Here is an 11,703-nt window from a genome sequence, read left to right as displayed (position 1 = left end):
CTGATCCTTGGACTTCGTTCAACCATTCGGCGCAGCCACTCTCGACCGGTTTTACGCGCCTTCGCCACGTCCGTAGCATGTTCAGCCTGCAAATAGCATCGCCGGTGCTCTTGGCAAAGGCGTTTCCGATTGCGAAGATCGCCAACAAGAGTGGACGGGAGGACCGGCATGAATATGAGCGGAGAGGAACGTATCGCGGCTGACCGAGACGCGGTTTGGCGTGGCCTGAACGATGCGGACATTCTGAAGCGATGCATTCCCGGCTGCCAGTCTCTTGAATTGAAATCGCCAACCGAGCTTGCGGCCGTGGTCAAGATCAAGATCGGCCCCGTTTCCGCATCCTTCAACGGCACGGTCGTTCTGTCGAACCTCAATCCCCCCGCGAGCTACACCATATCCGGCGAGGGCAAGGGCGGAATAGCAGGCTTTGCCAAGGGCGGCGCCGACGTCACGCTACTGGACGAGGGCGCGGAAACCGTGCTGCGCTACGACGTCACGGCGGAGATCGGCGGCAAGCTTGCCCAGCTTGGCTCGCGCCTCGTCGATTCGACGGCGCGCAAGCTCGCCCAGCAATTCTTCGCGGATTTCAACCTGGCCGTCAGCGGCAAGGCCGAGGCGGCGAGCTGAGGGCTCGGAACGCGTTCAGCACCGATCCTCAGCCTTGCGGCGCGGGCAGGCTCGCTTGCGTCGCCAGCTTCTCCGCCTGGTCGCGCTGCTTTTCGGCCTCGCGATGCCATTTCAGCGCCTCATGGGCCTCGTTGCGCGCGCGACGCCGATATTTTCCCTGGGTGAACCAGGTCACGGCAGCGCCGAGCACGAGACCGACAATGACGGCGAGAAAGAGAAATACGAAAAACGGAGCCGAGATCGAAAGCACGCTGTCGGCGGGATTGAACGGATTCAGCGCAAGCGTTGCCGTCTGGCGGTTGGCCACGCTCAGGACGATCAGCAGCACTCCGAGCGGCACGAAGACGACGATATTGATGAGTTTCTTGAGCATGCACCCGCTCCGACCAGAATGTTAATGCATGTCGCCCGGAATTGTGGGGCGGCTTCGCGGCAACGACATGCATACGAATAGTGACATAAAGCGGGCCGCCTTGTTTCGACACGCTTATGAGGCGGAGAGCCGCACGATGTGCGGAACTCGGCGCCCGCGCGAGAGGCGCCTATCCCTGTGCGCCTCGTTCGTCAGTCGTCTTCACCGTTATTGTTGTCGTTCATCCCCGGATTGAGCCGCTCACGCAGTTCCTTGCCGGTCTTGAAGAAGGGCACCCACTTTTCTTCGACGAAGACGGAATCGCCGGTGCGTGGGTTGCGGCCGGACCGCGATGGCCGGTTCTTGACCGAGAATGCGCCGAAACCGCGCAGCTCCACCCGGTTGCCGGCAGCAAGCGCGTCCGTGATCTCATCGAGTACCGCATTGACGATATTTTCGACATCGCGGTGGTAGAGATGCGGATTGCGCGCCGCCACAATCTGCACCAGCTCTGACTTGATCACGTTCGCCCCCCTTGGTTTTTTTGGCTTGTTTTGTCTGCGTTTGCGCATTCGGGAAGGCTCGCCTGGAGCTACGGCCTCGTGACGCGGCTAGCACACGTGCCTTCCTCAATGCCCTTCAACCTGCCAAACCGAAACAAGACCGTCAAGAAACAACTTGTCCAGGCCGGTCTTTTCGAGGCTCTTCATCGTCGGAAAAGCCTCATATCCCAACGCCTTGACCGCTTCGGCCAGGAACGATCCGAGGCCGAAGGACAGCGCGCCGCTCGGCGCTTCCCAGTCGAGGACGGGAAGGTCCTTCGAGACCTTTCGTTCGGCCAGAAACGCCCTGATTTCATCATCGCCGCCGAGCTCGTCCACCAATTTGCCTTCCAGCGCCTGCCGCCCGGTGAAGATCCGGCCATCGGCAAGGGCCAGCGCTTCCGGCCGCTGCAGTTTGCGCCGCTCGGCCACCAGATCGACGAACCATCCGTAGCTGTCGTCGATCATCGCCTGAATCATGGCTCTCGCCTCGTCGCTCGGAGGATGAAACGGCGACGGTTCGGCTTTGAGAGGCCTCGATTTTATCGATTCAAGCGACACGCCGAGTTTGTCCATGAGGGTCTTGACCTGCGGATACTGGAAAATGACGCCGATGGAGCCGGTGATCGAGGTCTCCCCGGCAACGATCCGGTCGCCTGCAAGGGCGATCAGATAGCCGGCCGACGCGGCAAGCGTGCGCACATCCGAGACCACCGGCTTCTTCTCGGCGACCTTGCGGATGGCCTTGTAGATGACCTCGCCGCCATAGGTGGTGCCGCCCGGCGACGAGATCGTCACGATCAGCGCCTTGACGGACTGGTTGTCGGCGATCCGCTCCAGCCGCTCGACCAGCTCCCGGTCGTCCTGGATAAGACCTGTAACGGCGACGCGCGCGACGTGATCGCGCGCACGCTCCGTCACGTCGCCCCAGCCTGAAAAGGCAAACAGCGCGAGGCCGCCGGCTACGAGAACGGCCACCGCCGCCCAACGCCAGAAGCTCAGCTTTCTGCGCAGGCTGCGGCGGTCGGCAATGGCGAGTTCGTCCATGGGTGTCTCCGATTTGTGGTAAGGGGTTCTGTCAGTTTCCCGCGGAACATGCTATCCGCCTGAGACGCGGCAAGCTAGGGCAGTCTGCAACGCGACGCACGGGAATACACGCCGGGCCGACGCGGGTTGCTGCATGAAACCCCTTGGGGTTTGACGCGGCATGGAGTAGAGCATGCCCGGCGGATTGAAATAGTGCGGCCGGATTGTCTTACAATGCAAAGTTTGCACCGCTCCATTGCCGGGCGGCAGCAAGATAACCATATTCGCCGTGGCTTACGCCGATGTATGTATATGTGTCCCTCGGACTGCCCGAGGTCAGAGGAAACTGACAGGCCCTTGATGCTGAACGAAGCCCGATCCCCCGCAATCTTCGCCGATGTGGGTACGAGCTCTGCCGATGCCTATGCTTCGGCGGCGCGGCATTCGGCGCGCGTAAGGCGCCTGAAAGTCCTGCTGCCGCTCATCGCCGGCGCGGTTGCGCTGATCTTCGTCGCCGTTTCCTTCGTGCGCGCTTTCCTGCCCGAAGAGCTGCAGCTCGAGACGGCCACGATCGAGAACGGCAAGATCGTCATGCAGAACCCGGCGATTTCCGGCCGCAACAAGCAGGATATCAGCTATTCGATGAAGGCTGAGCGGGCGCTTCAGGATATCGCCAACCCGAACCTGATCACACTCGAGACCATTCACGCCGAGATGCCGGTCAACGATACGCTGATCGCCACGGTCGATGCGACGAGCGGTATCTACGACCGCGGCGCGAATACGCTCGACATGAACGCCCCGTTCACGATTTCCATGAATAATGGCGTCAATGCCGATTTCCAGTCCGCCTATCTGGACATCAATGCCGGCGAAATGGAGACGAAACAACCGATTGCCATCAGCATGAAGGGCGGATCGATCATTGCGCAGAAGCTGCGAATGACAGATAAGGGACGTGTCGTAACTTTCGAAGGCATGGTAAGGGTCAATATCGAACCCAGCGCCATTCGCAAAAACGCAAAATAACAGGACCCCAAGAACAGGATCCCCTGCAGCCATGTCGGTCAAACCTGCCGCTCTCATAAGGATTTCAGCCGCTCTGGCCGTGGCCGGGCTCGGCGCTTCGCTGATTGCTTCCGCCGCCCTCGCGCAGGCAACCTCCAGTCGCATGCAGGGCCTTCAGCTTTCGAACGACCAGCCGATCCAGATCGAGAGCGACAAGCTTGAGATCAAGGATCCGGAAAGCAAGGCGATCTTCACCGGTAATGTGAAGGTCGTACAGGGCACGACGACGCTGCAGGCCGGCAACATGACCGTCTTCTACAAGGCGGGTGGCGGCTCGGTCACCAGCGGCAACGCCGATATCGATCGGATCGAGGTCAGCAACAAGGTGTTCCTCAGCTCCGGTGCGCAACAGGCGACGGGCGAAAGCGGCATCGTCAACCTCACCAACCAGACGATCGTGCTCAAGGGCAAGAAGGTCGTGCTGTCGGAAGGCAAGAACGTCTTCGTGGGCTGCCAGTTGAACGTCCAGATGGACACCGGCGAAGCGCAGCTCGACGCCTGCGGCGGCCGCGTACAGATCCAGCTCGATCCGCAGTCCCGCAAGACGAACTGACATAGACCCGCTCGTGCAGATTCCTTTCCTCCAAAAACGCAAACGGGGCAAAAAGCCGTCGGCGGCAGCGACAGCTGCCCGCGCGGTCGACAAGGCGCGCTACGACGGCACGCTGATTGCCCGGGGCCTGACGAAATCATACCGCTCACGCCGCGTCGTCAACGGTGTCTCGCTCGTCGTGCGCCGCGGCGAGGCTGTCGGCCTGCTTGGTCCGAACGGCGCAGGCAAGACGACCTGCTTCTACATGATCACCGGCCTCGTGCCGGTGGACGAGGGCTCGATCGAGATCAACGGCAACGACGTCACGACGATGCCCATGTATCGCCGGGCGCGCCTTGGCGTCGGCTACCTGCCTCAGGAGGCCTCGATCTTTCGCGGGCTGACGGTCGAGGATAACATCCGCGCGGTGCTGGAGGTTCACGACGAGAACGTCGACCGCCGCGAGAGCAAGCTCAACGATCTGCTTGGTGAATTTTCGATCACGCACCTGCGCAAATCGCCGGCCATCGCGCTATCGGGCGGCGAACGCCGGCGCCTCGAAATCGCCCGTGCGCTTGCGACCGACCCGACCTTCATGCTGCTCGACGAACCCTTTGCAGGCGTCGATCCGATCTCCGTCGCCGATATCCAGGCGCTCGTGCGTCACCTCACGTCGCGCGGCATCGGCGTCCTCATCACCGACCACAATGTGCGCGAGACGCTCGGGCTGATCGATCGGGCCTATATCATCCATGCCGGCGAAGTGCTGACGCATGGCCGCGCCAACGACATCGTCACCAATCCGGACGTGCGCCGGCTTTATCTCGGCGACAATTTCAGCCTCTGACATCTGCCGGCAGCGTGCATTCCGGCAGAACGGACGACCGCCGGCTGAATCGGCACCTCCGCCGCCGTCCGTGCTTGACCAAATTCCAGTAATAAGCAATTTTTGGGCCAACTAAAAAATGGGCCCGTCCAAGCGGACACGGCTCGGAGAACTCGACGGGAGTTTCACGCCAGCATGGCCTTGTCCGCCAGCCTTCATCTGAGACAGTCGCAGTCGCTGGTCATGACGCCGCAGCTGATGCAGTCGATCCAGCTGCTTCAGATGAACCATCTGGAGCTCAGCCATTTCATCGCGCAGGAAGTCGAGAAGAACCCGCTGCTGGAGGTCCAATCGGCCGATGAGGCAACGACATCGGATCGCGAGGATGCCAGTCCGCATCCGGCTGAGACCGGCGGCGAGACCGACGAAGCGGCAGGTCAGAGCGATCTTTACGACAGCGCCATGTCGAGATCCGGCGAGAGGCTCAGCGAAGGCTTTGACGCCGACTTCGCCAACGTCTTCCCCGACGATACGGCGCCGCAGCGGGCGGATGCGCCCGAGCTTCTCGGCCAATGGAAATCCATGCCGGGCGCCGGCGGCGCCGAGGGCTACGATCTCGACGATTTCGTTGCCGGCCGCAAGACGTTGAGGGAGACGCTCGCCGAGCAGCTGCCCTTCGCACTCAGCACTGCCTCCGATCGGCTGATCGCCCTGCACTTCATCGACCAGCTCGACGATGCCGGCTACCTGCACGCCGACCTCGCCGAGACGGCCGAGAAGCTGGGCGCGGCCGGCGAGGACGTGGCGCGCGTGCTGCAGGTGCTTCAGCAGTTCGATCCACCGGGGGTCTTTGCGCGCACGCTCGGCGAATGTCTTGCCATTCAGCTGCGCGCCCGCAATCGCCTCGACCCGGCGATGGAAGCGCTCGTGGCCAATCTCGAGCTCCTGGCACGGCGCGATTTCGCAAGTCTCAAGAAGATCTGCGGCGTCGACGAGGAAGACCTGGTCGATATGCTCGCCGAGATCCGCAAGCTCGATCCGAAACCGGGCACCAGCTTCGAAACCGGTGTCTTCGAGGCCATCGTTCCCGACGTCGTCGTGCGCGCCGCACCCGATGGCGGCTGGCTGGTCGAGCTCAATCCGGATGCCCTGCCCCGGGTTCTCGTCAACCACGACTATTTCACCGAAATATCGCGCTCCAGCCGGAAGAACAGCGGCGAACAGGCCTTTCTCAACGAGTGTCTGCAAAATGCGAACTGGCTGACGCGCAGCCTCGATCAGCGCGCCAGGACGATCATGAAGGTGGCAAGCGAAATCGTCCGGCAGCAGGACGCCTTTCTCGTCAACGGCGTCGGCCACCTGCGTCCGCTGAACCTCAGGATCGTCGCGGATGCGATCAAGATGCACGAGTCGACGGTGAGCCGGGTCACCTCCAACAAATACGTGCTGACCCCGCGCGGGCTCTTCGAACTGAAATATTTCTTCACCGTTTCGATCGGCTCGGCGGAAAACGGCGATGCACATTCGGCCGAGTCCGTGCGCCATCGCATCCGCACGATGATCAATCAGGAAAGCGCCGATGCCGTGCTCTCGGACGACGATATCGTCGACGTCCTCAAGAAAGCCGGCGTCGATATCGCCAGACGCACCGTCGCAAAATATCGCGAGACGATGAGCATCCCTTCATCCGTCCAGCGCCGCCGCGAGAAACGCGCGCTGGCCAAAACCACGGCATTCTGAGCATTTCCGGGCGGCCGCAAGCGCATAAGCCGGTTGCGCTTTGGGCTCTCGCCTGCGGAACCGCCGGGGCTCGATGAACGTTTAATCCCACGACGCGCAATTGACTCTGCGCGGTACAGCGGATATGAGGCCGCCGCGCTTGCATAGAGGCAGCGCGCGCTCACGATTTCGGTTGTTCGGGACTCCCGTCGCTGAAGTGCTTGGATGACGGGGGCGCTTGGAATAGACTGGGCACGCAATTCACGAACAAGAGAGGAAACTCCATGAGTGTGCGTGTATCCGGTAAACATATGGAAATCGGCGATTCGTTTCGCGTCCGCATCGGCGAGCAGATCGAGCAGGCCGTAACCAAATATTTCGACGGAGGATATTCGAGCCAGGTCACTGTGGAAAAGTCAGGGTCGCGATTCAGCGCCGACTGCAAGCTTCATCTCGATACGGGCGTGGTATTGCAGGCAAACGGTCAGGCGAACGAGCCACAGTCAGCCTTCGACGCGGCTTCGGAGCGCATCGAGAAGCGGCTCCGGCGCTACAAGCGCAAGCTCAAGGACCATCACAACGGCAACGGGCAGAATGCCACCGAAGTGGCCTATCGAGTGATGGACTCGGTGCCCTTCGAGGACGAGGAAGTCCCCGACGATTATGCGCCGACGATCGTTGCCGAAACAACGAAACAGTTGAGAACAATGTCCGTCGCCAATGCCGTTATGGCCTTGGACATGACGGATGAACCGGTGCTGATGTTCCGCAGCCCCGGCAAGGATGACCTGAACATCGTCTATCGGCGCAACGATGGGAATATTGGCTGGATCGACGCCGCCAATATCAAGGCATGAGTGGGGATGGGGGAAGCCAGCCGGACTGGCGTCCCCCGTCTTTCCGATCAGCGGGACGGCGGAAAAGCTCGACTTTTCTGTGCATTCGACCCGCCAAGACAAAGATGGGTAGAGCCATCACGGCGCATTTGTGATGAGATTGCCAGGCTCTAACCGGCGAACGAGGATAAAAGAATGGCATTGGCAGGCTTGCTGCATCAAAATGCGATCATCCCGGCCATGAGGGCCAACTCGAAGAAGCAACTCCTTCAGGAATTGGCGGCAAAAGCATCGAAGCTCACCGGTCTTCCGGAGCGGGAGATCTTCGACGTCATCCTGCAGCGAGAAAGACTCGGCTCGACCGGGGTGGGCAACGGCATCGCCATCCCGCACGGCAAGCTCAGCAGTCTGCCGTCGATCGTCGGTATCTTTGCGCGGCTCGATACGCCCGTGGATTTCGAAGCATTGGACGACCAGCCGGTCGACCTCGTCTTTCTGCTGCTTGCACCGGAAGGTGCCGGCGCCGACCACCTCAAGGCGCTCTCGCGCATCGCCCGCGTGCTGCGCGACCACGACATGGTGTCGCGTATCCGAGCGAGCGACTCGGCAAGCGCGATCTACACGCTGCTTAGCGACGACACGACCTCGCACGCTGCCTGAGTATCTTCTGCCTGCTGTCCTGCCGGAGCCGGTTGGAAGAGCATGCGATATTTCGAACAATGACGAAGGGCCGCGCACCTGGCAGAGTGCGCGGCCCTTCGCAAATCGCATTCATGCGCCGTCAGGCAGCAGGCGTCTCGCTTTCAGAGGACGCGGCTTTCGGGCCGCCCTTAGCAACACCGACCATCGCCGGGCGCAGAACGCGCTCGCCGATCGTGTATCCCGCCTGGACCACCTGGACGACCGTGTTGTTCGGGACCTCGGTGTTCGGGACCTCGAACATGGCCTGGTGGAAATTCGGATCGAACTTCTGACCGGTGGGGTCCAGCTGCTTCACGCCGTGACGCTCGAGCGCCGCGAGCATCGACCGTTCGGTCATCTCCACGCCCTCGATGAGTGCTTTCAGGCCGGCATCGCCCGCCTCTCTGGCGTCGGCCGGAATCGCATCCAGCGCGCGGCGCAGGTTGTCGGAGACCGCCAGCATGTCGCGCGCGAAGCCCGCGACGGAATAGGACTTCGCGTCCTTCACGTCACGTTCGGTGCGCCGGCGCAGGTTGTCCATCTCCGCAGCGAGGCGAAGATATTTGTCGCGCAGTTCCGCACTCTCGGCCCTGGCAAGCTCAAGCGGATCTGGCGCGGTCGTGGAAGCATCCGCCTCCGGCTTCTCCGCGGCTTGCGGCTCAGCGGCTGTTTCGAATTCTTCAGGCGCCGCGGCCTCGGGTCCGTTCTTGTTCGTTTCGTCGGTCATGACGTTCTCCGAATTTCTGTCTTTTGCTCTGTTCGGCATCATCAAACCAGCGGAAGTCGCTTTGCTTGAACGTTCTGTTGCCTGGATTTGAAGCCCGATATCGATGTTTGGGCCCGAAAAATCAAGGGTCGATTGCTGCATCGATCAAAAGGATTCGCTCAGCGCGACAGCCGCGACATGAGCTGCGCGGTGTAATCGACCATGGGAACGATGCGGGAATAGTTGAGCCGGGTCGGCCCGATGACACCGACCGCGCCGACGATACGGTCGTCGCTGTCGCGGTAGGGAGCGACGATCAGCGAGGATCCGGAGAGTGAAAACAGCTTGTTTTCGGAACCGATGAAGATGCGCACGCCCGGGCCGCTCTCGGCGAGGTTGAGGATCTCGATCAGGCTGTCCTTCTTTTCGAGGTCATCGAAGAGCATGCGCAGCCGCTCAATGTCATCCGTCCCTTCCAATCCTTCGAGCAGATTGGCGCGGCCCCTGACGATCAGCCGCGCCGGCTGGCCGTCGCCCTCGCTTCCGGACCAGATCGCCAGCCCACGCTCGACCAGGTCCTGCGAGAGCGCGTCGAGCTCGCCGCGCACCGTCTCCTTGACCTTTTCCAGTTGCGTCCGCAGTTCGGGGATCGTCTGACCGGCAAGGTGAGCGTTGACGAAGTTCGCCGCTTCGGTGAGCTGGGCGCTGGTGATCCCGGCCGGCAGCTCGATGATGCGATTCTCCACCTGATCGTGCTCGCCGACGAGCACCGCCAGCGCCTTGGTCGGCGCCAGCCGGATAAACTCGACATGCTTGAGAACGGGGTCGCTCTTGGTGGTGATGACGAGACCTGCGCCGCGCGACATGCCGGACAGCATCTGGCTCGCCTCGGTAAGAAGGTTTTCGACCGACCGGTCGCGATTTCCCGGGTGAACCTGCCTTTCGATCGAGGCGCGTTCCTCCGGCGAGAGATTGCCCACCTGCATGAAGGCGTCCACGAAGAAGCGCAGGCCCAGCTGCGTCGGAAGCCGGCCGGCGCTGACATGGGGGGAATAGATCAGGCCCAGATCCTCGAGATCGCTCATCACGTTGCGAACCGAGGCCGGCGACAGCGACACCGGCAACAGCCGAGAGAGATTGCGCGAGCCCAGCGGCTCCCCGCTTTCAAGATAGCTCTCGACAATGCGGCGGAAGATCTCGCCGGAGCGCTCGTCCAGCGCCGATGCGATCCCCTTCGTTCCAGGGTTGCGCAGTACCATGTCACTCCGTGATCAGTATCCCGTGTTCGCAAAGAATATAGTGATCCGCACGGGGAATGGCAAAAGGGAAAAATCACTGCGAAGCTTCGACATCAAGCGGTTCCCTTTGCCCACGCCATGATCTAGAAGGCTCACGAAAGCGCCGCGTGTCTTCAGACGCGCAAAGGCCGCTGGAGCACTTTGAATTCTGCATGGTCTTGTCCTTGAACCGAACAGGACTCGAAGGAACATGCAGTCGGGATCGACAGGAGTTGACGATGCGGCCATCGGGCAGAAAAATCGACCAAATGCGCAAGGTCTCGTTCGAGCGCAATTTCTCCAAGCATGCGGAAGGATCCTGCCTGGTACGCTTCGGCGACACGCATGTTCTGTGCACCGCCAGCCTGGAGGAAAAAGTTCCGGCGTGGCTGCGCAACGGCGGCAAGGGCTGGATCACCGCGGAATACGGCATGCTGCCGCGCGCGACCGGCGAGCGCATGAGGCGCGAGGCGGCGACCGGCAAGCAGAGCGGCCGCACGCAGGAGATCCAGCGGCTGATCGGGCGGTCGCTCAGAGCCGTGGTCGATCTTCCGGCGCTCGGCGAACGTCAGATCTCGATCGACTGCGACGTGCTTCAGGCCGACGGCGGCACGCGCACTGCGTCGATCACCGGCGCCTGGATCGCCCTCCACGACTGTTTGAAGTGGATGGAAGCGCGCAACATGGTCAAGCTGGAGAAGGTCCTGAAAGATCATGTGGCCGCCATTTCCTGCGGCATCTTCGCCAATCAGCCGGTCATCGACCTCGATTATCTCGAAGACTCGGCTGCGGAGACGGATGCCAATTTCGTGATGACGGGCAGCGGCGGCCTGGTCGAGATCCAGGGAACGGCGGAAGGCAAGCCCTTCAGCGAAGAAGAATTTGCAAGCCTGATGCTGCTCGCCAAGAACGGCATTGCCGAACTCGTCGAAATGCAGAAGCAGGCGATAGCAGGCTAGACTGCTCTCTGCTGCACGGCAGCAGTGAGATGATCTGACGCTTCGACAATATGCACCTCCGGACGGAACACCGTCATGGCTTTCCGGAAGTGCTCTGGATCACTTGAGAGGAACCGGTCCGGTGCCGACATTCGAAGGCATTCTGGAAACCGCGCTTTACGCGGACGATCTCGACCAGGCCGAGGCCTTCTACGGAACGGTCCTCGGCCTTGAAAGGATCACGCGCGCCGGTAGCCGCCATGTCTTCTTCCGCTGCGGCGAAGGCGTGCTGTTGATCTTCAACCCGGCGGAGACGGTGAAGCCGCCTGCACCGGGCGCACTTCCCGTGCCTCCGCACGGGACGAAGGGCAACGGGCACATGTGCTTCCGGGTCGCCGCCGAGGCACTCGATGCCTGGAAGGCGAAACTGGAGGCAGCCGGAGTTTCGATCGAGGCGGATGTCCGCTGGCCGAACGGCGCCCGCTCCTTCTATTTCCGCGATCCGGCCGGCAACAGCCTGGAATGCGCGGAAGCGGGCCTCTGGGCCAAGGATTGATTTCGGCAGAACCTGAA

Annotated in this window: 14 protein-coding genes; 9 read left to right on the top strand and 5 right to left on the bottom strand. The window is 61.6% G+C overall.

Going from position 1 to position 11,703, the window contains the following annotated elements:
* Positions 1 to 168 precede the first annotated feature (168 nt).
* Positions 169 to 627: an SRPBCC family protein gene (locus tag BHD07_RS03810; RefSeq protein ID WP_018093993.1), complete on the top strand. Its 459-nt coding sequence runs from the start codon at positions 169 to 171 to the stop codon at positions 625 to 627.
* A 28-nt stretch (positions 628 to 655) separates the two neighbouring features.
* On the opposite strand, the gene BHD07_RS03805 is transcribed toward BHD07_RS03810, so the two are convergent.
* From BHD07_RS03805 to sppA, 3 genes are all read right to left on the bottom strand, one after another.
* Positions 656 to 1,000 carry a DUF1049 domain-containing protein gene (locus tag BHD07_RS03805; RefSeq protein ID WP_100669770.1) on the bottom strand — a complete coding sequence of 115 codons (345 nt, stop codon included), beginning with the start codon at positions 998 to 1,000 and terminating at the stop codon, positions 656 to 658.
* A 191-nt stretch (positions 1,001 to 1,191) separates the two neighbouring features.
* Positions 1,192 to 1,503 carry an integration host factor subunit beta gene (locus BHD07_RS03800; RefSeq protein WP_003527713.1) on the bottom strand — a complete coding sequence of 104 codons (312 nt, stop codon included), beginning with the start codon at positions 1,501 to 1,503 and terminating at the stop codon, positions 1,192 to 1,194.
* Positions 1,504 to 1,608: 105 nt separating this feature from the next.
* Positions 1,609 to 2,568, bottom strand: a complete 960-nt coding sequence (gene sppA, locus BHD07_RS03795) for a signal peptide peptidase SppA (protein ID WP_100669771.1) — start codon at positions 2,566 to 2,568, stop codon at positions 1,609 to 1,611.
* A gap of 339 nt (positions 2,569 to 2,907) precedes the next feature.
* Between sppA and lptC the strand changes: the two genes are divergently transcribed.
* The 6 genes from lptC (at position 2,908) to ptsN (ending at position 8,188) form a co-directional block, all read left to right on the top strand.
* Positions 2,908 to 3,576, top strand: a complete 669-nt coding sequence (gene lptC, locus BHD07_RS03790; protein ID WP_324762782.1) for an LPS export ABC transporter periplasmic protein LptC — start codon at positions 2,908 to 2,910, stop codon at positions 3,574 to 3,576.
* Positions 3,577 to 3,607: 31 nt separating this feature from the next.
* The gene (locus BHD07_RS03785) at positions 3,608 to 4,168 is read left to right on the top strand and encodes an LptA/OstA family protein (protein ID WP_018093989.1); all 561 of its coding nucleotides are present in this window, start codon (positions 3,608 to 3,610) and stop codon (positions 4,166 to 4,168) included.
* 19 nt (positions 4,169 to 4,187) lie between these two features.
* Positions 4,188 to 4,994, top strand: coding sequence for an LPS export ABC transporter ATP-binding protein (lptB, locus tag BHD07_RS03780; RefSeq protein WP_379937238.1), 807 nt, complete (start codon positions 4,188 to 4,190; stop codon positions 4,992 to 4,994).
* A 174-nt stretch (positions 4,995 to 5,168) separates the two neighbouring features.
* Entirely contained in the window at positions 5,169 to 6,713 is a 1,545-nt protein-coding gene (gene rpoN / locus BHD07_RS03775) for an RNA polymerase factor sigma-54 (protein WP_100669774.1), read from the top strand.
* 263 nt (positions 6,714 to 6,976) lie between these two features.
* A complete protein-coding gene (gene hpf, locus BHD07_RS03770; protein WP_100669775.1) occupies positions 6,977 to 7,549 on the top strand; it encodes a ribosome hibernation-promoting factor, HPF/YfiA family in 573 nt (190 codons plus the stop codon).
* Between the two features lie 174 nt (positions 7,550 to 7,723).
* Positions 7,724 to 8,188, top strand: coding sequence for a PTS IIA-like nitrogen regulatory protein PtsN (gene ptsN, locus BHD07_RS03765; protein ID WP_100669776.1), 465 nt, complete (start codon positions 7,724 to 7,726; stop codon positions 8,186 to 8,188).
* Between the two features lie 121 nt (positions 8,189 to 8,309).
* On the opposite strand, the gene grpE is transcribed toward ptsN, so the two are convergent.
* Together grpE and hrcA are read right to left on the bottom strand one after the other, a co-directional pair.
* Complete coding sequence (gene grpE, locus BHD07_RS03760) at positions 8,310 to 8,936, bottom strand: nucleotide exchange factor GrpE (RefSeq protein WP_026168514.1); 627 nt, start codon at positions 8,934 to 8,936, stop codon at positions 8,310 to 8,312.
* A gap of 158 nt (positions 8,937 to 9,094) precedes the next feature.
* Entirely contained in the window at positions 9,095 to 10,174 is a 1,080-nt protein-coding gene (gene hrcA, locus BHD07_RS03755) for a heat-inducible transcriptional repressor HrcA (RefSeq protein WP_003527730.1), read from the bottom strand.
* A gap of 257 nt (positions 10,175 to 10,431) precedes the next feature.
* Between hrcA and rph the strand changes: the two genes are divergently transcribed.
* Together rph and BHD07_RS03745 are read left to right on the top strand one after the other, a co-directional pair.
* Positions 10,432 to 11,151 carry a ribonuclease PH gene (gene rph / locus BHD07_RS03750; protein ID WP_018093983.1) on the top strand — a complete coding sequence of 240 codons (720 nt, stop codon included), beginning with the start codon at positions 10,432 to 10,434 and terminating at the stop codon, positions 11,149 to 11,151.
* A gap of 121 nt (positions 11,152 to 11,272) precedes the next feature.
* Complete coding sequence (locus BHD07_RS03745; RefSeq protein ID WP_018093982.1) at positions 11,273 to 11,686, top strand: VOC family protein; 414 nt, start codon at positions 11,273 to 11,275, stop codon at positions 11,684 to 11,686.
* Positions 11,687 to 11,703: the final 17 nt, after the last annotated feature.

Source organism: Sinorhizobium sp. KGO-5, assembly GCF_036245905.1.
GTDB classification, from domain to species: domain Bacteria; phylum Pseudomonadota; class Alphaproteobacteria; order Rhizobiales; family Rhizobiaceae; genus Sinorhizobium; species Sinorhizobium meliloti_A.
The sequence above is the reverse complement of the archived record's forward strand: the minus strand, read 5'-3'. Positions and strand labels throughout refer to the sequence as shown.